The organism is Pseudomonas sp. Leaf15 (assembly GCF_001421425.1).
In the GTDB taxonomy this organism is placed as follows: domain Bacteria; phylum Pseudomonadota; class Gammaproteobacteria; order Pseudomonadales; family Pseudomonadaceae; genus Aquipseudomonas; species Aquipseudomonas salomonii.
This window is the reverse complement of record NZ_LMKI01000001.1, coordinates 318,879-339,309: the sequence shown is the minus strand read 5'-3', so window position 1 is coordinate 339,309 and position 20,431 is coordinate 318,879. Positions and strand designations below refer to the sequence as shown.

The window sequence follows — 20,431 nt, the reverse complement described above, 5'->3', positions numbered from 1 at the left end:
GATTAACGCTGGATCTCTTTATCGCGATCCAGTTGGTACGGCAAGTCGAGCAGGTTAAGGCCCGGGCCTTCCAGGCTGCCTACGTGCACATCGCCGCTGTCGGCAGCTTCGGCTTGCAGCACGGCCAGAAGTTCAATTGATTGGTCAGCTTTTGCCGCGATCACGACTTCGCCGATCGCGCTGTTATGGTTGGGCGAGAACAGCGGGGTGCCTGGCTCGGGCAACTGCGCCGCATTCAGGCTCAGGCGATACAGGCGGCGCTTGAGTTTGCCCAGGTACTGCATGCGCGCGACGATTTCCTGGCCGGTGTAGCAGCCTTTTTTGAAGCTGACGCCGCCAACGGCTTGCAGGTTGAGCATCTGCGGGATGAACAGCTCGCGGGTCTGTGGCATGACCTGCCCGATTCCGGCGCGGATCTGGCCCAGCAGCCAGGCATTCAAGTCAGCTTGTTGCAGTTGGCTGGCCAATTGTTGGCCTACTGTTTCGGCGTGATGGACAGGCACCCAGAGTTCGGCGCGGTTCGCAGAGACACGAATGGCAATCAATGTGTCGGTGCGCACCACGCTGTCAGTGTCGGCCGGCAGCTCAAGGCCGAAGGTGGCCAGGGTTTGATCCGCATTCGACAGGCCAAAGCGTGCCCAGGCGGCGCTTTCGTCGGTGAGTTTGGATTTGGAGAACACCGCGTATTTCTTCAGGTCCGCCAGTTGCGGTTCGAGCAGCTCGGTGGCCATCGCCAGCAATACGCCATCACCTTGCAGCAGGATGCGAAAACTCGACTGCATGCGGCCTTTTTGCGTACAACGCGCGCCGAGGCTGGCCTGGGTGTCGCTCAGGTAATTGAGGTTGCAGGTCAGTTGCCCTTGCAGGAACTTGGCAGCGTCAGAGCCGCGGACGGCGAGGACGCCTTCGTGTGTCAGGGGGCAGAAAAATGCAGAGTCGGCCATGGGTCTTCGCAGGTCAAAAAGTCATGGGTGCATCATAGAGGGGCGCCCGGCAAATGGATAGTTTCCGTATGGGGCGACCAAAGCCGAGTGTCCCGCTGCCGTCGGCCCTGTATACTTGCGCGCTATTTGAGGAGCAGTCCATGGTAGAAGAAGTAGAAATCAACCGCCTCTACTGGCACAGCCGCCGTGGCATGCTGGAGCTGGATGTGTTGCTGGTGCCGTTCACCAGAGAGGTGTACTCGACACTCGATAAGGTGGATCGCGACCTCTATGAGCGGCTGCTGACGTGCGAAGATCAGGACATGTTCGGCTGGTTCATGGAGCGCGCCGAATCTGACGATCCGGAGCTGCAGCGCATGGTTCGCAAGATTCTGGATCGTGTCCAGCCCAAGTAATCGCTTCGAATGCCGCTGGCAGGCCTCTCGGCTGTTGCTGGCGGCGTACCTGCTTGCCCAGTTGTTCGCGCTGGGTGCCTTGTTGTTTATCGATTTGCCCTTCGCAAGCCTTGGCACTCTGTTATGCCTGGCCCATGCCGCCTGGGTATTGCCGCGTCATATCCTGCTGACTCACCGTTCGTCGATTAGTGGCCTGCGCCGCGATGAAGATGGCTGGCAGTTGTTCAGTGCCGAGCGCGGCTGGCACAGCGTGCAGTTGCGCCCGGACAGCCTGGCCTTGCCGCTGATCGTGGTGCTGCGCTACCGGGCGCGGGGCGAGTGGTGGGTGCGTTCTGTTTGCGTACCGATGGACTCGCAGGTCGCCGATGTGCACCGGCGCCTGCGGGTACGCCTGAAGTTCAGTCGCCGTAGGTGGCTGGCACCAGAATAGTGTCGCGGGCTTCGGGCAGCATTTGCGGGTAGTCGAGGGTGTAATGCAGGCCGCGGCTTTCCTTGCGCGCCATGGCTGAGCGGATCATCAATTCGGCAACCTGGGCCAGGTTGCGCAACTCGATCAGGTCGCGGCTGACTTTATAGTTGCTGTAGAACTCGACCCTATGAGGCTAAACCCAATGGATACAGGGGTTTCAGCCGATGACCGTCAACCACCGCTCCCCAAGTGGGACAAACCTGTTACAAACTGCGCTCGCCAAGCCGTACCACTATCGCCGGTCTGGTCGCTATTACCTTCGCCTTCGCCCTCAAGGAACCGTTAAGGGCTTCTTCACGCTGTCACTCAGGACTACCGACAAGGCCACCGCAATGACCATCTCCGACGACATCCTCTCGACCCTCAAGGCTTACCACTTGGACAACCCCGAGGCGTCATGGGACGAACTCCGTGAGCGCTTGATTGAGTTCGCTGAGTACAACCTGACGATGGCACACGGTGACAGCTCACTGGTCGCTTACGAGATGATCAACGATGAGCATCACTTGGCGTTGCGTAAGGCATCCGCAAAGCTGCCCCTGAGCATCAATCAGCAACGGGCAGTGAGTAAGGCACTTGAGATCCTTGAGGCCTCACAGGAACGTATGCGGGGGCGTTCAGGGAAGCTGGTCGAGATCGTGAAGGACCTCAATGGTGAACCTTGTGGCACGCCTTTGGCCCTCTCCCTGCCTATATCTGTAAACGCTTCCCCAGCTTTGACCTTCAAGTCCCTTTCTGCGCTGTACATGGAGGAACGCAAAGACAGCATTGAGGCCAGCACCATGCGTGACGTGAAGTCATCGTGTGAGGCTATCAGCGTGATCCTGGGCGACTTGGACATGCGGGGTCACACTCGGGAGGACATGAAGAACCTTCGGGACAAGCTCCTTGAGGACCGCAAAGGTTCCACTGTGAATAAGCTAATGACCCGGCTATCAACGGTGATGGATTGGGCTGTGAATAACGGCGACCTCACCAAGGGCTTCGATAAGGGACTGAAGCTATCCAAGGATGCTGACAGCTCGCGTGAGGCGTTCTCTCAGGATCAAGTAAAGGCCCTGATGGCTCACGTCAATTCGCTACCAGTGGACGCATGGCAGCGCTGGGCATTGTCCCTTGGGGTGATCACTGGGACCCGTATTGAGGAACTGAGGCAGTTGACCAAGGCTGACGTTAAGCAGGTTGGGGGCGTGTGGGTCATCGACATCAATAGGAACGATGGCAAGACAGCCAAGACCAAGAATGCTCTGCGTGTCATACCGCTAACTGACGGAGCCTATGGCTTCGACCTTCAGGCCTTCCGGGAGTTTGTCGATAGCTCCGACTCCCGGCTGTTCAAATTGGGCGCTGGTCAGTTCTCAAACGTGCTTAATGGTGCGCTACGAGATGTCCTAAGCTTGAACGCTGATCGGACCCAGACCTTCCACTCATTGCGTCACTCTCTGGCCGGTGCCTTGAAGGCCGCTGAGGTGCCTGTGGGGACCGCTGAGTCCATCTTGGGGCACGCTTCAGGGTCTATCAGTTACGACCTGTATGGGGCTGGGAGTGCCGTTGAGGCAGGACGTATGGCTGACGCATTGATGTCCGCCTTTCAAGTGACCTGAGATGTAGAAGATCTAAAGCTTTTCTACGTGAAGTCGGAAAAACTCATAACTCATTTACTTGATTGGATGTGAGGGCCTACTGAAAGGCCTCACATTTAACTCGGTGTTGCTACATCAAGCTTTCACAGCTCTCCGGTCGTATTGGTCCGGATGTTGAGCTTCCATAAAATGGGTTTGCCCGGAGTATGTTGATCGTGGTTTTGAGGCGGAAAACCATCCCCTTCGTTGCATGTGACTTCACGCTTGCAGTTTACGCAACGATAGATGCCTGAAACTGGAACTTTGTCGTTAGGGGAATACTTAGTGGTCCACCGTGCCTCGGTGCCATCTACTTTCCTCAATACAGACTCATCGGTGTAGTTTGCCATCATACAGTCCTTGGTTGTGGCGAAATGCCATTAAAGAATCTACATGCTGAACCGTCCGGTGTCCACCTGAGTGAAGCGATGCAGCCTGTGGTGCACCATTACGCCATTACGTGTTTCATAGAGACTCAGTCTGGATCTATAAATTGTCTATTTCAACGCGACTCCGCTGACGTGGCGTACGTTAGCAATATTTCCGACGAAAATTTAAAAACCCTCACAATAACAGGGAGAGACCGCACCATTGTGCTTTCCCATCCAAGATGCCGTAAGGTCACCTCCAAGGTGGCCCTCTGCGGGCAAGGCGTGTACGTCCAGTGACCAACGCTACCTCTTTCAGGTAGCCCAATATCCAAGACGCCACGACCACCAAGCGCAGCCTTAACGGGATCTGCGGGACCAGCATCAGGTCCACTGTAGCGATTCTGTCTGTTCACTTCGTGTGAGTAGACCCTTGATAGGTTTGGGCCTCCTATCTCTGATCGCACAGTACAGGGGCCTTTTAACTTAAAGACCTCTAAGAGCTTAAAGAGGACTTAGAGTTGGTATTCTTTATAGATTAAACTAATAAGAAATAATACTTAAAGAGAATACTCTAAGAGTTACCTTAAAGTTGATCGTTAAGACTTGGTCTACCATCGCCTCCGTGAAAGTCGAAAGCGTGACCGGGTAGTGGCACAAGTAGGAGCCCCCAAGTCTGGGGCCACCGAATCGAGCTACATACTGGGCAAGAGTCGTTCCTGTAAGGACCTCATGAGTCGTACAGGCTTCTAAGTCGCCCGTCAATCGGATTTAAAAACCCTCACAATAACAGGGGCAGCTCGGTTTATTCTGAAATAAATATCAGCAGCCATTCCCTGGTCAAACACACGCCCGTCGCTGGGCCAACAATCACGAAAGACTTTCTGTTTGCTCTCTGTGCCATCGGTGGACCCTTGTCGGGGACTTTCGGCTGCCCGTGGGAGCGAACTCAGATAGCAAACAAAAAGGACCGACAACTATGCTAACCAACAACCCAACCGACCTGCTGCCCATCGTTATCGAGGGTCGCACCTTCAAGCCGAACGCCGAGGGCCTGTGGAGTCTAACTGAAATCAACAGGGCACTTCCTGGCCTGACAAAGCCACCAGCTCAATGGCGTGGTCGTGACCGCGACTACTTTGACCACTGTGCAAATCTGCATAGTGAAAATGGCGGCTCTGACCGAGGAACCTACGCGACTGAGCGAGCGACCATTGCTTACGCGATGTCCTGTTCACTGGACTTTTATGTGATGGTCGTAGATGCATTCGTTGCCATGCGTAACAGTGCCGTCCGTGAACTGCGCCAGAAGGATGCCCTCTTGGACGCTAATATGCCCAAGGCTACGACCCTCGACCTGAAGGCCCGTGGCGCTGGTCTCACATGGACTGAGGCTTGCCGTGTGGCGGGCGTACAGCAGCCCCGTTTGGCCCTTGCTGAATTGGTCAAGATGAAGTGGTTCGTCTATCCAGTGGACAGCTTTGGTAGCCCTGAAGGGTCCCCAAGGCCGAAGAAACAGGGCTTTGCGGTCGGTGCTTTCGTGAAGGTCTCGACGGACTTCGGTAACAAGGAGGGATGGCGGGTCAAGCCGCGAGGTCTCGACTGGCTGAATAAGCACGCCGAGGAAGTCAACCTACGGGTAGTCGCGACGAAAGCCCTCAAGGCAAAAGCCAAGCGGCCTAAGGAGGTGACCCGATGAAGGCGTTAACGCCCCCAAATCTGGGGCCGTTGAGTAACCGCCAGCGTCACCTACTTTGTTTGGGGCTGAAGCTCATGCTCGCCGGGGTCCCTGAAGAGGAGCGCCGCGCCATCATCGAGCGTAGGCTTCACTACTACCGGGAGGCCCGTAAGCGTCAGCGCTACCCGTATCACCAGCGGGAGCAACGCCCATGACCTTTGCCGCCCAGCTCAACGCATTCTTCACGTCCCCTTCGAGTCGAACCAAGCTAATCACCCTGCGCACCTTTTGGCGTGACTGGCACGTCCGCGAACAAGTGACCTCCAGCGATGAGCATGGGGTGAACTACGAGAAACTTATAGGACACCTGAAGGCGATCAATCCGGTCATGGTCTCATTCGTTGAGTCCATCACTACAACAACCAGCATGAACCTCGATGCAGTAATGCGCGCCCCTATGCGAATCCCACTGACTCGCCAACCGATCACTTCCCCGCTTTAACTTACCGCCGTCCGCCATCGGCACAACAAACCCATCTAACTGAAATCCAGAAAACATCGACAAGCCCTGAGGCCCCGGAGTGACGTACTCCTTCGTCTCTGGTCTCCGTGCGCCTATGCGGCAGGGCTTGATCAATGTTTCCGAATAGGAGACCCAACACCATGCAACTGAATATCCAAAACGTAACCCCTGAAACTGTCGAAGTACAAGGTCAGGTCGTGGCTCGTGCTTACGCTGAGGGCGTGATGCTGGCTACCTTGATTGCCACAGCGGGAACCAATATGCCCGCCCAGGAAGTCATCGTAAGCCAGTACCTGGACGCTGGTCTGAGCGCTGCTGCCTTCCCTCAAGCCATTCGAGCCATCCAGGTCCGTAAGGCCCGTGAAGCGCAGGAAGCTGAGAGTCGCCAACGCGAGGCTCGTGAGCATGAAGAGCGCGTCAGGTCCTACGAGACCTCCCCTTTGGACGAAGCGCGTCGCCGTGCTAAGCGCCACGCCCGTGAAGACCAATACCGAGCTATGGGTAATGCCATTCGTAGCGCCAACGGTCGTAGCGACTTCTCGTCTGCTAATTGGCTTGAGAACAGCTAAGTCTCGCCGTCACGTCGCCCACCTACCTCTACTTCATTCTATTTCAGGAGACCAATCTCATGTCCAACCCATCCAAATCTACCGATCACCGCGACCAACGCGACCGCTACACCACGCCGACTTCCTATGAGGCTGCCGTATGGGGCAATGGCGGTAACCTTCAGTTCTCCACCGAGGCCTCTATGGGCGCCCAGGCGACTGACTCCAGTGTTCTGGCCCAGGTCATCACCCAAGCCATGGACGAATTCTTCAATGGTGGCGAGTGGCACGACAACGCTGCCGATGCTATTCCCTGTGAGTTCCGTCCGAAGGGGACCGAGCCGACCCCTGTGCAATTGGTCAACATGGTCAATCGTAACCTTGAGTTCGATCCTCGCCAGTCGATCTACGACACCTCGACCATCGCCAAGGGCGAAGCGGTTGCCGGTGACTTCATCTTCACTGAGCCGACCAATACCGCTGCGTTCTTCTCGCACCGCTTCACCCTTCTGGATGCCCACGTTGTTGCTGGCTTCACTGGCAACGGCATGGAGCAGATGATGGACAAGATGCTGGCCGACTTCGAGAAGGCCTGTGGTTCTACCGTTGTGGACATCCTCATTAAGTCCCCAAGCACCGAAGCCAAGGAGGTCACCATTGCGGGCACCACTCCGCGTGATCGTGCTGAGGACTGGATCGACGCTTTGACCATGAGCATTAACCAGTCGGTAGGTAACTCTCTGAGCGACTTCGTGTTGCTGATGCACATGACCGAGCAGGCAATGCTTGAGCGTGCTGCCCAGCGCGCCGGTGTCGAATCCATTGAGGGCCTGTTGGGTTGCCGCACTCAGTTCTACTCTGGGTCTGACCGTGGTGTCTTCATGCTGCCTAAGGGCTTTGCCTCGCTGTCGTTCCGCCATGATCAGGAGGGCGACGTATGGAAGATCCATGCGAGCCGCAACGCTGGCGTACAGGGTTGGGACTTTGAGGTAAGCGGTATCGCTGACGTAATGGCTCAGGCCAAGGTCAGGATCAAGCTGGCAAACCCTGAAGACCCTACTGAGAAACTTCAGGTCGAGACCGTAGACTTCCCGTTGATCACCCGTGTGGTCGTCAAGCCGTAACACCCGCTGTATCCATGAGGTCCGTAATGGGCCTCGTGGGTTGATCTGAGCGTCTATCTAAATGGTGGACCTTCAGATGAGCCCATGTGGAATGCGTTGCTATGCAAAATGTGCAGGGCAATGACCCACATTCTTTATCAGACTTCACGTAGGAGACCGCTATGGCCGCCAAGAAACAATGGTTGGCCGTCCTCAAGGCTATCGCCATGTCGAAAGCCACATGGAAGCTGGTCGGAACCGTAGCGGTTCTTTATGGCTGCGCTCATGGTGAGCTAATCGCTGGACTGGTTGGAGAGGTCATCGCGGACGTATCGGGATCCCTTTAAGGATCTGACAGAAATTTCTGAGTGACCACCTGTAACTACTAACCTGCGCACTTACCCCCGTAGGCCCCCGCACGCTCGCTCAGGCGCTCGATCTCGATAGGGACCCTTGCGGGCAGGCGATAAGGACCCCAGCGTTGGGACAAATGTGCGCCAAAGCTGTTACAAACCGGGGTCCTATGGTGCTACGCTAAGGTCTCCTAACGTGCCTCATCAGGTCGGTGTAAGGATCGTATCCTTCGCCTCTGGCAGTAACCCTGGATAGTCCAGCGTGTAGTGCAGACCCCGAGATTCCTTACGTTCCATGGCAGACCTGATCATCAGTTCCGCTACTTGAGCAAGGTTCCTCAATTCAATCAGGTCTCTGCTTACTCGGTAGTTGCTGTAGAACTCGTCGATCTCGTCCAGCAGCAAGCGCACGCGATGCTGAGCCCGCGCCAGGCGCTTATTGGTGCGCACAATGCCTACGTAGTCCCACATGAAGCGCCGCAGCTCGTCCCAGTTGTGCGCGATGATCACGTCTTCGTCGGAATCGGTTACTTGGCTGGCGTCCCAGCGGGGCAGGGCGGCGGGCACCGGGATGCGCGGTAGTTGCTCAAGGATGTCGGCAGCCGCCGAGCGCGCGTAAACGAAACATTCGAGCAGCGAGTTGCTGGCCATGCGGTTGGCGCCATGCAGGCCGGTGAAGCTGGTTTCGCCGATCGCATACAGGCCGGGCACGTCAGTGCGACCGTTTTGGTCGACCATCACGCCGCCACAGGTGTAGTGCGCAGCCGGCACTACCGGGATCGGGCCTTTGGTGATGTCGATGTTGAATGCCAGGCAACGTTCGTAGACGGTGGGAAAGTGGGTCTTGATGAAGGCTTCGGGTTTGTGGCTGATGTCCAGGTACACGCAGTCGATGCCCAGGCGCTTCATTTCGTGGTCGATGGCGCGGGCCACGATATCCCGTGGCGCCAGCTCGGCACGCGGGTCGAAGCGCTGCATGAAGCGCTCGCCGTTGGGCAGTTTCAGGTGCGCACCTTCACCGCGCAGGGCTTCGGTGATGAGGAAACTCTTGGCTTGCGGGTGATACAGGCAGGTGGGGTGGAACTGGTTGAATTCCAGGTTGGCGACCCGGCAGCCCGAACGCCATGCCATGGCGATGCCGTCACCGCAGGCGCCGTCGGGATTGCTGGTATAGAGGTAGACCTTGGCGGCACCGCCTGAGGCCAGAATGGTGAAACGTGCGCCGTAGGTGTCGACTTCGCCACTGGCGCGATTGAGCACATAGGCGCCGAGGCAGCGTTCGCCGTCCAGGCCCAGGCGCTTTTCAGTGATCAGGTCGACGGCGACGCGTTGCTCCAGCAGTTCGATATTGGGGCGTAGGCGGGCTTGCTCGAGCAACGTCTTGAATATGGCGGCGCCGGTGGCGTCGGCGGCGTGGATGATGCGGCGATGGCTGTGGCCGCCCTCTCGGGTCAGGTGGAATTCGAATCCGCCGTCATCGCTGCCGGCGTGTTCGTCGCGGGTGAACGGCACGCCCTGGTCGATCAGCCATTGGATGGCTTCGCGGCTATGCTCTACGGTGAAGCGCACCGCGTCTTCGTTGCACAGGCCGCCGCCGGCGTTAAGAGTGTCTTCGACGTGGGATTGCACGGTATCGGTGTCGTCCAGTACCGCCGCGACACCGCCTTGGGCCCAGAATGTCGAGCCATTGGCCAGGTCGCCCTTGCTCAGGACCGCAATGCGCAGGTGGCTGGGGAGGGTGAGTGCCAGGCTCAAGCCGGCCGCACCGCTACCGATCACCAGGACATCGTGTTGAAACTGTTGGCTCATTTGAAGGATTCCGCAAAAAGCGATCCAAAGGGCTGGCGCAAACAGGACGCCTGGATCGGCGAATCAAAGGGTCACACGGGCCACTAGTATATAGAGGGGGGGAGCGGCACAATAGCCGGGCATTCGTGGCAATGTGAAATTACGGTGCACAGCTGGGGTCATATGGGCCGGCTATTGAGATGGGAACTTTTTGCATGAGCCCCTACTCAATAGCAGGTTGCCCGAAAGCTGGGAAAACGTTGAGTTTATTGGCCCGTCGGGAGCATTGGACGCGTCAGAAAACCGGCGACAAGATTATTCGCGCAGCCGGCCTAGCCCGTGCTGCGTTTTTCGTGTGTGCCAAATCAGTGCATGCCGGAAACTTGCTTGGAGGGGGAGAACTTTTGCGAGAAGTCCTAGTCTATGTTTGCAAGCCTGATCGTTTAGTTATGCAAGCCTCCTTCGAGTACAACGAGGAGTGTTCATGCTAACCCAGGAAGAGGATCAGCAGCTGGTCGAGCGCGTTCAGCGTGGCGACAAGCGAGCATTTGATCTGCTAGTGCTGAAATACCAGCACAAAATTCTCGGGTTGATCGTGCGGTTTGTGCACGACACCCATGAAGCGCAGGACGTTGCACAGGAAGCCTTTATCAAGGCGTACCGTGCACTTGGCAATTTTCGCGGTGATAGTGCGTTTTACACGTGGCTCTACCGCATCGCCATTAACACGGCGAAGAACTATCTGGTGTCTCGCGGCCGCCGCCCACCGGACAGTGATGTAAGTTCAGAAGATGCAGAATTTTACGATGGTGATCACGGCCTCAAAGATCTCGAGTCGCCGGAACGTGCTTTGCTGCGCGACGAGATCGAGGGCACCGTTCATCGCACTATTCAGCAACTGCCAGAAGATTTGCGTACGGCGTTAACTTTACGTGAATTCGATGGTCTGAGTTACGAAGACATTGCGAGCGTCATGCAATGTCCGGTGGGGACTGTAAGGTCACGGATTTTCCGGGCCCGGGAAGCCATCGACAAAGCCTTGCAACCGTTGTTGCAGGAAAACTAAAGACAGCGGCGACAGCCAAGAGAGGAACCGCCATGAGTCGTGATGCCCTGCAGGAATCGCTGTCCGCAGTGATGGATAACGAAGCGGATGAACTGGAACTTCGTCGGGTGCTCAATGCATTTGATGATGCCGAAACCCGTGATACCTGGTCTCGTTACCAAGTCGCTCGGGCGGTGATGCACAAGGATCTTTTAATCCCTCGTCTGGATATTGCTGCGGCCGTTTCTGCCGCGTTGGCCGATGAAGCCGTTCCGGCAAAAGCTGCTCGTGGTCCATGGCGTAGCCTGGGTCGCCTGGCAGTAGCTGCCTCGGTGACTGTTGCCGTGTTGGCCGGTGTTCGCCTGTACAACCAGGACGAAATCGCCGGTGCCGAACTGGCCCAGCAGACTCAGCAACCGGTCATGGCCGGTCCGCAAGTCAAAGGCCCAGCGGTACTGGCCGGCTACAAGGAAAGCTCTGATGCCACCGGCCCTATGGCCAACGGCGTACTTCAAGGGCAATCCGGCTGGCAGGATCAGCGTCTTCCAGGCTACCTGCGCCAACACGCACAGGAATCTGCTTTGAAAGGCACTGAAAGCGCTCTGCCATACGCTCGTGCAGCCAGCCTGGAAAACCGCTAAACCGCTAAGGGGCCCTATGCGCGCCATACCGCTCCTTACGCTTTTGCTCAGTGGTTGTTTTGCACTATCCGCCCATGCCGACGAAGCCCAAGACTGGCTGACTCGACTTGGGCGTGCAGAGCAGCAGCAAAGCTTTGCAGGTACGTTCGTCTACGAGCGTAACGGCAATTTTTCTACCCATGACATCTGGCATCGCGTCCAGGACGGTCACGTTCGTGAGCGGCTGTTGCAGCTCGATGGCTCTGCCCAGGAACTGGTGCGGGTAGATGGTCGTACACAATGTGTCAGTGGCACCTTGGTTGCCGGCCTTGGCAACTCGCCTGATGCGCCTTCGCGCGCTCTGGATCCGCAAAAACTAACTGAATTCTACGAATTGGCCGTCATTGGCAAATCTCGCGTGGCCGGTCGAAATGCGGTGATTGTGTCGATTGCTCCCCGTGATCAATACCGATATGGCTTTGAGTTGCACCTGGATCGTGAAACCGCGCTGCCGCTGAAATCCCTGTTACTCAATGAGCAGGGCCAGTTGTTGGAGCGCTTCCAATTCACTCGACTGAACACCTCGGCTGCGCCATCAGATCGTGACTTACAGCCCAGCAGCGAATGCTCACCTGTGGCTGTTTCCAGCACCAAAGCACCCGAGGTGCCCGCCACCCACGCATGGCATCTGGACTGGTTGCCTCCAGGTTTTCAGCTCACCAACAGCGTCTCGCGAAAAGATACTCAGACCCACGCCACTGTCGACAGTCTGATGTACGACGACGGGCTTGCACGTTTCTCAGTGTTTCTTGAGTCCACCGACGGTGCGAGTGTGAGCGAAACACGCACGCAGCTTGGCCCAACTGTGGCCGTGTCGCGCCGTCTGAACACGGTCGATGGCGAAGTCATGGTGACGGTTGTCGGCGAAATTCCCATCGGCACTGCCGAACGCATTGCGCTGTCGGTACGCGGCGAAAAGACCGCCGCCAAGCCATGAGTCGTTAATCCTATGTTCATCCTGACCTCTCAATGTGAGCCTTTGCGTGGTTGGGGGCTGAGAGCATGAAATTTCTGGATCAGTATTTTCACTTGCAAAAAATCCCCATGTTTTTTATAGGTCAGGGCTTGTCGGCTCTGACCTTATTTTGTTCGCGGAACAAAAATGCCGGTCGAAGTTTTCGGCGTTTCTTGAACCCTGTCGCTCAACCCTGCTCGTCGTAACGGGAGCTGTATGTCGATACCACGTTTGAAGTCTTACCTAACCATAGTCGCCACGGTATTGGTGCTGGGTCAGGCAGTGTCCGCGCAAGCGGTCGAGCTGCCTGACTTCACCCAACTGGTGGAGCAGGCCTCGCCTGCCGTGGTGAACATCAGTACCACGCAGAAGCTGCCGGATCGCAAAGTCTCGAACCAGCAGATGCCTGACCTGGAAGGCCTGCCGCCCATGCTGCGCGAGTTCTTCGAGCGCGGTATGCCGCAACAACGCTCCCCGCGTGGCGGCGGTGGCGGTCAGCGCGAAGCGCAGTCCCTGGGCTCGGGCTTCATCATTTCGCCTGACGGTTACATCCTCACTAACAATCATGTGATTGCCGACGCTGACGAAATTCTCGTGCGCCTGGCCGACCGCAGTGAGTTGAAAGCCAAGCTGGTGGGCACCGACCCGCGTTCCGACGTGGCTTTGCTGAAAATCGAAGGTAAAGACCTGCCTGTGCTGAAGCTGGGTAAATCACAGGACCTGAAAGCCGGGCAGTGGGTGGTCGCGATCGGTTCGCCGTTCGGCTTCGACCACACCGTGACCCAGGGCATCGTCAGCGCCATCGGCCGCAGCCTGCCAAACGAAAACTACGTGCCGTTCATCCAGACCGACGTGCCGATCAACCCGGGTAACTCCGGCGGTCCGCTGTTCAACCTGGCGGGCGAAGTGGTGGGGATCAACTCGCAGATCTACACCCGTTCCGGTGGCTTCATGGGCGTGTCCTTTGCCATCCCGATCGACGTGGCCATGGACGTTTCCAACCAGCTCAAAAGTGGTGGCAAAGTCAGCCGTGGTTGGTTGGGTGTGGTTATCCAGGAAGTGAACAAAGACCTGGCTGAATCGTTTGGCCTCGACAAGCCAGCTGGCGCCCTGGTCGCGCAAATCCAGGACGACGGGCCTGCTGCCAAAGGTGGCCTGCAAGTGGGCGATGTGATCCTGAGCATGAATGGCCAACCGATCATCATGTCCGCCGACCTGCCGCATCTGGTCGGTGCCTTGAAAGCCGGCAGCAAAGCCAAGCTGGAAGTGATTCGTGACGGCAAGCGCCAGAACGTTGAGCTGACCGTCGGCGCGATCCCGGAAGAGGGTGCAACCCTGGATGCGCTGGGCAACGCCAAACCAGGCGCTGAACGCAGCAGCAATCGCTTGGGCATTGCCGTGGTTGAGCTGACCGACGAGCAGAAGAAGAGCTTCGACCTCAAGAGCGGTGTTGTGATCAAAGAAGTCCAGGACGGCCCAGCTGCCCTGATCGGCCTACAGCCGGGCGACGTGATCACCCACCTGAACAACCAGGCGATCAACTCCACCAAGGAATTCACCGACATCGCCAAAGCGTTGCCGAAGAATCGCTCGGTGTCGATGCGCGTGCTGCGTCAGGGCCGTGCAAGCTTCATCACCTTCAAGCTGGCCGAGTAATCCGCTAGCTCAATAAAAAGCCCCGCTTTCGGTTAACGAAAGCGGGGCTTTTTTGTGGGCGATGGTTTTAGCTCATCATCCCTTTCACCAGGCGTTCCTGTTCGATCAGCTCACGCTGGCGCGCGTCGATGCGCGAGGACAGTGGGAAGTTGTTGCCGGCCCGGCGCTTCGCAAAGTCCAGTTGCTGAATGGCCTGCTTGAAGTCGCCCACCAGTGCAAAGTACTCGGCACGCGCCTGATGCAGACCAATGATGTTGCCGGACAGGCCGCGAGTCTCTGCCACCTGGTACCACACATCCGGATCGTCGGGACGCGACTTGAGCAACCCGTCCAATGCCTTTTCAGCTTCGGCATTACGGCTCTGCTTGAGTAGCACATCAATGCGTATCTGATTCAGCGGATAGCTGCCGGGGTACTGGGCCAGCATCCGATCAGTACGTTGCTGGGCATCCGGCAGGTGGTTGCTGTCGATATCCAGCTCGATCTGCGCCAGGTTGTAAGTAATGTCGTTGGGCGCCTTGGCCAGCAGCGGCTGCAAGCTTTCCCGTGCCTCTTTGTACTGGGTGCCCTTGATCTGCGCGATGGCCAGGCCATAACGGGCTATATCGTTTTTCGGGTTCTCGTCCAATTGCGCCTGGAAGCGCTTGGCGGCCAGCCCCGGCGTGTCTTCGTATTGCAACTGCACCCGTGCGCGAATCAACTGATAGCGCAAGCTGTCTTCCTTGCCGCCCTGCTTGGCTTGCTCGGCACGGTTACGGGTGTCGGCGATCCGCGACTCGGTCACCGGGTGAGTCAGCAAAAATTCCGGTGGCTTGGCGTCGAAACGGTATTGGCGCATCAGGCGTTCGAACATGGTCGGCATGGAGCGTGGGTCGTAACCGGCTTTTTCCAGATTAAGAATGCCGATGCGGTCAGCCTCTTGTTCGTTCTGGCGTGAAAACCTGCGCTGCTCCTGGATAGCTGCCGCCTGGCTGCCCGCAATTGCGGCAATGCCGGCATCGCCCGCACCCGCTGCCGCCGCGATAATGCCGCCGAGCAGGGCGGCCATCATCGGGATCTGCATGCGTGACTGCGCTTCCACACCTCGCGCAAAGTGGCGTTGGGACAAGTGAGCCAATTCGTGAGCGAGCACCGAGGCATATTCGCCTTCGGTCTGGGCATTCAGAAACAGGCCACCGTTAACCCCGACAATCCCGCCGGGTGCGGCAAAGGCGTTGAGTTGCGGGCTGTCGATGAGGATGAATTCCAGGCGCCGGTCATTCACCTGGCTGGTCTCCACCAGCTTGTACACGCTGGTTTCGACGTAATCCTTAAGCTGCGGGTCATTGAGCTGCGAGACCTGGCCACGCAGGTAGGCCAGCCATGCGCGGCCCAGTTGGAATTCCTGTTGCGGCGAGACAATGGCAGAACTGGCGTCGCCGAGTGACGGCAGGTCGTCAGCGAAGGCCGGGGAGGCCAGCAGGCAAGCCAGCGTCAGCAGGGTAGGGCGCAAAAAAGTCATGCACAAAGCCTTTCGACAAAGAGCTTACTGTAGCCGGACACTGAGCTTCGGACCAGATATTCTAAGCACCCCAAACGCATGCCTGGAGCAAACCGATGACCGACGCTGTAGCCTTTGACGCCGAACTCGATGCCAGTGGCCTCAATTGCCCGCTGCCCCTGCTCAAGGCCAAGCTGGAACTCAACCGATTGGCCAGCGGTGCCGTGCTCAAGGTGATCGCCACGGACGCGGGCTCCCAGCGCGATTTCCGCACCTTTGCCAAACTGGCCGGGCACACCCTGCTGCTCGAAGAAGATGCCGCCGGTGTGTACCGTTACTGGTTGCGCAAGGCCTGAACTGTTCGCCCCACCACCCGAGGTTGATTGATGTTCAAAGTGTTACGAGACTGGATTCAGCGCTATTTTTCCGATGAAGAAGCGGTGGTGCTGGCCGTCCTGCTGTTCCTGGCCTTTACTGCCGTGCTCACCTTGGGCGGCATGCTGGCGCCGGTACTGGCGGGTATGGTGCTGGCCTACCTGATGCAAGGGTTGGTCACTACCCTGGAGCGTCTGCGTTTGCCCGGCGGTGTGGCGGTAGGGCTGGTGTTTGCCCTGTTCATGGGGCTGTTGGTGGTGTTTATTGTCGTGGTGCTGCCATTGCTGTGGCATCAGTTGATCACCTTGTTCAACGAGTTGCCGGGCATGCTCGCCAAGTGGCAATCGCTGTTGCTGCTGTTGCCGGAGCGCTATCCGCACCTGGTGTCGGATGAGCAAGTGTTGCAGGCCATTGAAGTGGCGCGCGGCGAAATCGGAAAATTCGGGCAATGGGCGCTGACTTTTTCCCTGTCCAGCCTGCCGCTCCTGGTCAATATCATGATCTACCTGGTGCTGGTGCCGATTCTGGTGTTTTTCTTCCTCAAGGACCGCGCAATGATCGGCCGCTGGGTCAGCGGCTATCTGCCGCGTGAACGGGCGCTGATCACCCGAGTGGCCGAAGAAATGAACCGGCAGATTGCCAATTATATTCGCGGCAAAGTCATTGAGATTGTGATTTGTGGCGGCGTCACCTACATCGCGTTTGTCGCGCTCGGGCTGAACTACGCGGCGCTGCTGGCCTTGCTGGTGGGCGTGTCGGTGGTGGTGCCGTATGTGGGCGCGGTGGTGGTGACCGTGCCGGTGATGTTGATCGCGTTGTTCCAGTGGGGCTGGAGCGATCAGTTCATCTACCTGATGGCGGTGTACGGGATTATCCAGACCCTGGATGGCAACGTGCTGGTGCCGCTGCTGTTCTCAGAGGCCGTCAACCTGCACCCGGTGGCGATTATCTGCGCGGTGCTGTTGTTTGGAGGGCTGTGGGGGTTTTGGGGTGTGTTTTTTGCGATCCCGCTGGCGACACTGTTCAAGGCCGTGCTGGATGCTTGGCCGCGGCAAGAGCCGGTGGTGGCGCCTTTGTTGTAAACACTTGGGGCGAACTAAAGGTTCGCCCCCATTATGATTCAAGCCTTATTCAATGCCTGCGCCGCCGCCAGCACCGCATCCACATGTCCCGGCACTTTCACACCACGCCATTCCTGACGCAGCACGCCATCCTTGTCTATTAGAAAGGTGCTGCGGTCCACGCCCAGGTATTCCTTGCCGTACAGCTTCTTCAGCTTGATCACATCAAACAGCTGGCAAACCACTTCGTCCTTGTCGCTGATCAGCTCGAAGGGGAATTCCTGCTTGGCCTTGAAGTTCTCGTGGGACTTCACGCTGTCTCGCGACAGGCCAAACACTTCGGTGTTGGCGGCCTTGAACGCGGCGTACTGGTCACGAAAACCCTGGCCTTCGGTGGTGCAACCCGGGGTGCTGTCCTTCGGGTAGAAGTAGATCACCACTTGTTTGCCCTTGAGGGCTGCCAGGCTGAACGTCTGGCCGCTGGTGGCCTGGGCTTCGAAATCGGCCACGGGTTTGTCGATGGCTACCGGCATGGTACTTCCTTACATTGGGTTCTGTGGGCGCCATGGCTCAATCAGCGCGTCGAGGTTCAGGGCATCGGCGAAATCCAGGAACTGGTCACGCAGCCAACTGATCTGCACGCCGGCCGGCAAGGTCACGGTGAACGTGGCGTTGAGCATGGTGCCGCCGGTTTGCGGGGCCTGGTAGGTGTCGCAGGTCAGGTTTTCCAGCTCGACGTTGTGGTCGATGAAAAACTGGCACAGCTCATTGACGATGTCCGAGCGGTAGGCCGAGCTGACATAGGCCACGTAAGGCAGGGCCTGCGGGCGGTTTTCCAGGGCGGCGCTGCGCACGACGTTGACGGTGAAGTTGTGCTTCTTGGCCAGGCCCGGCAGGCCGGTTTCGAGGCGCGCCAGGGCGTCCCAACTGCCGGAGATCTGCAGCACCAACGCGCTGCACTCGCCGTGGCGGGTGAGGCGTGAGGTCACGACGGCGCAGCGGTTCTCATGGCTGGCGCGGCACAGGACGTTGGTCAGCTCCATGGGGTTGGCGCCGAGGGCACTGATAACAAGGAATTGTTCGCGAACTGTGGGGGTGGACATGCAGCCTTCCTAAAGCGATGAGCGGTCGATACCGTGTGGGCCGTATCGATCAAAGGATGAAGGGTAGCGAAAACCATCGCCAAGGGCTAGGAGGTGGCGTTTTCATTACGCGATCGGTCTGATTTCAGCGTGCTTCAAGCCGCGCTTTGGCCCAATGATGGCATTGCCCGTCGTTTAGTTGCCCCAGAACGCATCCTCAGGCGGTACTTCGCTTGTACAAGCATCTTGGCGCCAGTACCATTACGGCTCTCTTTTTCCGGCAGGAGCGGTTGCATGATTGCGGGCAGTATGGTGGCACTGGTCACACCCATGGATGCACAAGGTCATCTCGACTGGGACAGCCTTGGCAAACTGGTGGACTTCCACCTGCAAGAAGGCACCAACGCCATCGTGGCGGTCGGCACCACAGGTGAATCGGCCACCCTTGATGTGGAAGAACACATCCAGGTCATCGAATTCGTGGTCAAGCGCGTGGCGGGCCGCATTGCCGTAATCGCCGGCACAGGCGCCAACTCGACGCGTGAAGCGATCGAGCTGACCAGGAACGCCAAAAAAGCCGGCGCCGATGCCTGCCTGCTGGTAACCCCGTACTACAACAAGCCGACCCAGGAAGGCTTGTACCAGCATTTCAAGGCTATTGCCGAAGCCGTCGACATCCCGCAGATCCTCTACAACGTCCCTGGCCGCACGGCCTGCGACATGAAGGCCGAGACCGTTATCCGGCTGTCCACCGTGCCGAACATCATCGGCATCAAGGAAGCCACCGGTGACCTGCAGCGCGCCAAGGACATCCTGGCCGGCGTGAGCAGCGACTTCCTGGTGTATTCCGGTGACGACGCCACAGCGGTCGAGCTGATCCTGCTGGGCGGCAAAGGCAACATCTCGGTGACGGCCAACGTCGCGCCGCGCGCCATGAGCGACATGTGTGCTGCCGCCATCGCCGGTGACGCCGTAAAAGCCCGTGCGATCCACGAGCAACTGATGCCGCTCAACAAAACATTGTTTATCGAATCCAACCCTATTCCCGTGAAATGGGCGCTGTTTGAGATGGGCTTGATGCCGGACGGTATCCGTCTGCCGCTCACCCGGCTCAGCGAAGCCTGTCACGAACCGCTGCGACAGGCCCTGCGCCAGTCCGGCGTCCTGGTTTAATTGAGGAAGCACTACGCATGAAGCGATTGGCCGGACTTTCCGCACTTGCCTTGATTATCTCCAGCACCAGTGGCTGCGGTTGGGTATGGGGCCCGGAAGGCTACTTCCGTGACCGCGGCAGCGATTACCTGGAAGCACAAGCAACCAAACCGATGCAACTGCCGCCGGACGTCAACGTCGCCAAGCGCCTTGACCCGTTGCTGCCGATTCCGCGCAACGTCGCCGACGACACCACCAAGGGTGAGTACGTGGTGCCACGCCCGCAGCCGATCTCGGCCGTGGCGGACGCCAGCGACTACAGCCTGCAAAAGAGCGGCGACAACCGCTGGATCATGGCTCAGCGCCCTCCGGCTGAAGTCTGGCCAGTGGCGGTGCAGTTCTTCCAGGACAACGGTTTCAGCATTGATCAACAACGCCCGCAGACCGGTGAGTTCACCACGGCCTGGCAGCACGGCAGCGAACTGTCCGCCAGCATGGCCAAGCGCCTGCAGGCGAGCGGCGTAGCGCCCGACAGCGAAGCCCGTGTGCGTGTGCGCATCGAACCAGGCGTGCAGCGTAATACCAGTGAAGTCTATGTGGTCAGCGCCGAGCGTCCTGCCGGCAGCACTGCCAACGTCGATTTCACCCCGCGCTCGGTCAACATGGGCGTTGACGCCGCGTTGGTCGACGAGATGCTGGCCAGCATGAGCCGTATCTCCGAGAAGGGCGGTTCGGTTTCCCTGCTCGCCGCCGGCAACTTCGACACGCCTAACCGCGTCAGCCTCACCGAAGACGGCAGCGGCAACGTGGTGCTCACCCTGGGTGAAGACCTCGACCGTGCCTGGGCCAGTGTTGGCCGTGCGTTGGAACAGGGCCCTTGGCGCGTTGAAGACATCAACCGCAGCCTGGGCCTGTACTACATCAACGTAGCGGAAAAAGCCGAGAAGAAAGACGACGAGCCAGGGTTCTTCGGCAAATTGTTCGGCAGCAAGCCGACCAAGGAAGAGGTTGAAACCCGTGCCGAGCGCTACCAGGTTCGCCTGAGCAAAGTGGGCGAGAGCGTGCAAGTGACCGTCGAGAAGAACATCAACACCGTTGCGCCGGCTGAAACAGCCCGCAAAGTGTTGGGCGTGATTCAGGACAACCTGGGCTGA

At 58.1% G+C, this 20,431-nt stretch carries 22 protein-coding genes and 1 pseudogene; 16 read left to right on the top strand and 7 right to left on the bottom strand.

The annotated features are described in order from the left end of the window. Positions 1 to 2 precede the first annotated feature (2 nt). Positions 3 to 944: a CAF17-like 4Fe-4S cluster assembly/insertion protein YgfZ gene (gene ygfZ / locus ASE80_RS01690; RefSeq protein ID WP_056857380.1), complete on the bottom strand. Its 942-nt coding sequence runs from the start codon at positions 942 to 944 to the stop codon at positions 3 to 5. 140 nt (positions 945 to 1,084) lie between these two features. Between ygfZ and ASE80_RS01685 the strand changes: the two genes are divergently transcribed. Together ASE80_RS01685 and ASE80_RS01680 are read left to right on the top strand one after the other, a co-directional pair. Next, a complete protein-coding gene (locus ASE80_RS01685; protein WP_056857379.1) occupies positions 1,085 to 1,339 on the top strand; it encodes an FAD assembly factor SdhE in 255 nt (84 codons plus the stop codon). After that, a complete protein-coding gene (locus tag ASE80_RS01680; protein WP_056857378.1) occupies positions 1,323 to 1,769 on the top strand; it encodes a hypothetical protein in 447 nt (148 codons plus the stop codon). The genes ASE80_RS01685 and ASE80_RS01680 overlap by 17 nt, the downstream gene beginning before the upstream one ends. Here the strand turns inward: ASE80_RS01680 and ASE80_RS29695 are convergent. Beyond that, positions 1,738 to 1,929: pseudogene (locus ASE80_RS29695) on the bottom strand (L-aspartate oxidase); the annotation flags it as partial. The gene ASE80_RS01680 and the pseudogene ASE80_RS29695 overlap by 32 nt on opposite strands. A gap of 43 nt (positions 1,930 to 1,972) precedes the next feature. Here ASE80_RS29695 and ASE80_RS01675 point away from each other — a divergent pair. Then, positions 1,973 to 3,412: a tyrosine-type recombinase/integrase gene (locus ASE80_RS01675; RefSeq protein WP_056857377.1), complete on the top strand. Its 1,440-nt coding sequence runs from the start codon at positions 1,973 to 1,975 to the stop codon at positions 3,410 to 3,412. A gap of 122 nt (positions 3,413 to 3,534) precedes the next feature. Here the strand turns inward: ASE80_RS01675 and ASE80_RS29690 are convergent, their stop codons facing one another. Then, entirely contained in the window at positions 3,535 to 3,780 is a 246-nt protein-coding gene (locus ASE80_RS29690; protein WP_082463546.1) for a protein L, read from the bottom strand. 997 nt (positions 3,781 to 4,777) lie between these two features. Between ASE80_RS29690 and ASE80_RS01670 the strand changes: the two genes are divergently transcribed. From ASE80_RS01670 to ASE80_RS30585, 5 genes are all read left to right on the top strand, one after another. Next, positions 4,778 to 5,497: a hypothetical protein gene (locus ASE80_RS01670; RefSeq protein ID WP_056857376.1), complete on the top strand. Its 720-nt coding sequence runs from the start codon at positions 4,778 to 4,780 to the stop codon at positions 5,495 to 5,497. A 190-nt stretch (positions 5,498 to 5,687) separates the two neighbouring features. After that, positions 5,688 to 5,978 carry a hypothetical protein gene (locus ASE80_RS01660; RefSeq protein ID WP_056857374.1) on the top strand — a complete coding sequence of 97 codons (291 nt, stop codon included), beginning with the start codon at positions 5,688 to 5,690 and terminating at the stop codon, positions 5,976 to 5,978. Positions 5,979 to 6,139: 161 nt separating this feature from the next. Next, positions 6,140 to 6,568, top strand: coding sequence for a hypothetical protein (locus tag ASE80_RS01655; RefSeq protein ID WP_056857373.1), 429 nt, complete (start codon positions 6,140 to 6,142; stop codon positions 6,566 to 6,568). Positions 6,569 to 6,627: 59 nt separating this feature from the next. Then, on the top strand, positions 6,628 to 7,671 hold the full coding sequence (locus ASE80_RS01650) for a hypothetical protein (RefSeq protein WP_056857372.1): 1,044 nt from the start codon (positions 6,628 to 6,630) through the stop codon (positions 7,669 to 7,671). Positions 7,672 to 7,832: 161 nt separating this feature from the next. Continuing rightward, positions 7,833 to 7,997 carry a hypothetical protein gene (locus ASE80_RS30585; RefSeq protein ID WP_156376405.1) on the top strand — a complete coding sequence of 55 codons (165 nt, stop codon included), beginning with the start codon at positions 7,833 to 7,835 and terminating at the stop codon, positions 7,995 to 7,997. 210 nt (positions 7,998 to 8,207) lie between these two features. Here ASE80_RS30585 and nadB read toward each other — a convergent pair whose 3' ends face one another. Beyond that, on the bottom strand, positions 8,208 to 9,812 hold the full coding sequence (gene nadB / locus ASE80_RS01645) for an L-aspartate oxidase (protein ID WP_056857371.1): 1,605 nt from the start codon (positions 9,810 to 9,812) through the stop codon (positions 8,208 to 8,210). A 463-nt stretch (positions 9,813 to 10,275) separates the two neighbouring features. Between nadB and rpoE the strand changes: the two genes are divergently transcribed. The 4 genes from rpoE (at position 10,276) to ASE80_RS01625 (ending at position 14,127) form a co-directional block, all read left to right on the top strand. Further along, positions 10,276 to 10,857, top strand: coding sequence for an RNA polymerase sigma factor RpoE (gene rpoE / locus ASE80_RS01640; protein WP_003172477.1), 582 nt, complete (start codon positions 10,276 to 10,278; stop codon positions 10,855 to 10,857). 32 nt (positions 10,858 to 10,889) lie between these two features. After that, on the top strand, positions 10,890 to 11,477 hold the full coding sequence (locus ASE80_RS01635) for a sigma-E factor negative regulatory protein (RefSeq protein WP_034096393.1): 588 nt from the start codon (positions 10,890 to 10,892) through the stop codon (positions 11,475 to 11,477). A gap of 16 nt (positions 11,478 to 11,493) precedes the next feature. After that, entirely contained in the window at positions 11,494 to 12,453 is a 960-nt protein-coding gene (locus ASE80_RS01630) for a MucB/RseB C-terminal domain-containing protein (RefSeq protein ID WP_056857370.1), read from the top strand. A gap of 234 nt (positions 12,454 to 12,687) precedes the next feature. Continuing rightward, on the top strand, positions 12,688 to 14,127 hold the full coding sequence (locus ASE80_RS01625) for a DegQ family serine endoprotease (RefSeq protein ID WP_056857369.1): 1,440 nt from the start codon (positions 12,688 to 12,690) through the stop codon (positions 14,125 to 14,127). Between the two features lie 67 nt (positions 14,128 to 14,194). Here the strand turns inward: ASE80_RS01625 and ASE80_RS01620 are convergent, their stop codons facing one another. Next, positions 14,195 to 15,628 carry a M48 family metalloprotease gene (locus tag ASE80_RS01620; RefSeq protein WP_056857368.1) on the bottom strand — a complete coding sequence of 478 codons (1,434 nt, stop codon included), beginning with the start codon at positions 15,626 to 15,628 and terminating at the stop codon, positions 14,195 to 14,197. Positions 15,629 to 15,723: 95 nt separating this feature from the next. On the opposite strand from ASE80_RS01620, the gene ASE80_RS01615 reads away from it, so the two are divergent. Together ASE80_RS01615 and ASE80_RS01610 are read left to right on the top strand one after the other, a co-directional pair. Continuing rightward, entirely contained in the window at positions 15,724 to 15,963 is a 240-nt protein-coding gene (locus ASE80_RS01615; protein WP_056857367.1) for a sulfurtransferase TusA family protein, read from the top strand. Positions 15,964 to 15,993: 30 nt separating this feature from the next. Continuing rightward, positions 15,994 to 17,064, top strand: coding sequence for an AI-2E family transporter (locus ASE80_RS01610; RefSeq protein WP_017137334.1), 1,071 nt, complete (start codon positions 15,994 to 15,996; stop codon positions 17,062 to 17,064). Positions 17,065 to 17,102: 38 nt separating this feature from the next. On the opposite strand, the gene ASE80_RS01605 is transcribed toward ASE80_RS01610, so the two are convergent. Next, positions 17,103 to 17,576 carry a peroxiredoxin gene (locus tag ASE80_RS01605; protein ID WP_056857366.1) on the bottom strand — a complete coding sequence of 158 codons (474 nt, stop codon included), beginning with the start codon at positions 17,574 to 17,576 and terminating at the stop codon, positions 17,103 to 17,105. Between the two features lie 9 nt (positions 17,577 to 17,585). Beyond that, positions 17,586 to 18,146, bottom strand: coding sequence for a glycine cleavage system protein R (locus tag ASE80_RS01600; RefSeq protein WP_017137336.1), 561 nt, complete (start codon positions 18,144 to 18,146; stop codon positions 17,586 to 17,588). A 273-nt stretch (positions 18,147 to 18,419) separates the two neighbouring features. On the opposite strand from ASE80_RS01600, the gene dapA reads away from it, so the two are divergent. Together dapA and bamC are read left to right on the top strand one after the other, a co-directional pair. Continuing rightward, the gene (gene dapA, locus ASE80_RS01595) at positions 18,420 to 19,298 is read left to right on the top strand and encodes a 4-hydroxy-tetrahydrodipicolinate synthase (RefSeq protein ID WP_056857365.1); all 879 of its coding nucleotides are present in this window, start codon (positions 18,420 to 18,422) and stop codon (positions 19,296 to 19,298) included. Positions 19,299 to 19,315: 17 nt separating this feature from the next. Then, on the top strand, positions 19,316 to 20,431 hold the full coding sequence (gene bamC, locus ASE80_RS01590; protein ID WP_056857364.1) for an outer membrane protein assembly factor BamC: 1,116 nt from the start codon (positions 19,316 to 19,318) through the stop codon (positions 20,429 to 20,431).

Coding starts and splice junctions, on each gene's coding strand:
- ygfZ (WP_056857380.1), bottom strand. CDS start 944: ATGGCCGACTCTGCATTTTTCTGCCCCCTGACACACGAAGGCGTCCTC.
- ASE80_RS01685 (WP_056857379.1), top strand. CDS start 1,085: ATGGTAGAAGAAGTAGAAATCAACCGCCTCTACTGGCACAGCCGCCGT.
- ASE80_RS01675 (WP_056857377.1), top strand. CDS start 1,973: ATGACCGTCAACCACCGCTCCCCAAGTGGGACAAACCTGTTACAAACT.
- ASE80_RS29690 (WP_082463546.1), bottom strand. CDS start 3,780: ATGGCAAACTACACCGATGAGTCTGTATTGAGGAAAGTAGATGGCACC.
- ASE80_RS01670 (WP_056857376.1), top strand. CDS start 4,778: ATGCTAACCAACAACCCAACCGACCTGCTGCCCATCGTTATCGAGGGT.
- ASE80_RS01660 (WP_056857374.1), top strand. CDS start 5,688: ATGACCTTTGCCGCCCAGCTCAACGCATTCTTCACGTCCCCTTCGAGT.
- ASE80_RS01655 (WP_056857373.1), top strand. CDS start 6,140: ATGCAACTGAATATCCAAAACGTAACCCCTGAAACTGTCGAAGTACAA.
- ASE80_RS01650 (WP_056857372.1), top strand. CDS start 6,628: ATGTCCAACCCATCCAAATCTACCGATCACCGCGACCAACGCGACCGC.
- ASE80_RS30585 (WP_156376405.1), top strand. CDS start 7,833: ATGGCCGCCAAGAAACAATGGTTGGCCGTCCTCAAGGCTATCGCCATG.
- nadB (WP_056857371.1), bottom strand. CDS start 9,812: ATGAGCCAACAGTTTCAACACGATGTCCTGGTGATCGGTAGCGGTGCG.
- rpoE (WP_003172477.1), top strand. CDS start 10,276: ATGCTAACCCAGGAAGAGGATCAGCAGCTGGTCGAGCGCGTTCAGCGT.
- ASE80_RS01635 (WP_034096393.1), top strand. CDS start 10,890: ATGAGTCGTGATGCCCTGCAGGAATCGCTGTCCGCAGTGATGGATAAC.
- ASE80_RS01630 (WP_056857370.1), top strand. CDS start 11,494: ATGCGCGCCATACCGCTCCTTACGCTTTTGCTCAGTGGTTGTTTTGCA.
- ASE80_RS01625 (WP_056857369.1), top strand. CDS start 12,688: ATGTCGATACCACGTTTGAAGTCTTACCTAACCATAGTCGCCACGGTA.
- ASE80_RS01620 (WP_056857368.1), bottom strand. CDS start 15,628: ATGACTTTTTTGCGCCCTACCCTGCTGACGCTGGCTTGCCTGCTGGCC.
- ASE80_RS01615 (WP_056857367.1), top strand. CDS start 15,724: ATGACCGACGCTGTAGCCTTTGACGCCGAACTCGATGCCAGTGGCCTC.
- ASE80_RS01610 (WP_017137334.1), top strand. CDS start 15,994: ATGTTCAAAGTGTTACGAGACTGGATTCAGCGCTATTTTTCCGATGAA.
- ASE80_RS01605 (WP_056857366.1), bottom strand. CDS start 17,576: ATGCCGGTAGCCATCGACAAACCCGTGGCCGATTTCGAAGCCCAGGCC.
- ASE80_RS01600 (WP_017137336.1), bottom strand. CDS start 18,146: ATGTCCACCCCCACAGTTCGCGAACAATTCCTTGTTATCAGTGCCCTC.
- dapA (WP_056857365.1), top strand. CDS start 18,420: ATGATTGCGGGCAGTATGGTGGCACTGGTCACACCCATGGATGCACAA.
- bamC (WP_056857364.1), top strand. CDS start 19,316: ATGAAGCGATTGGCCGGACTTTCCGCACTTGCCTTGATTATCTCCAGC.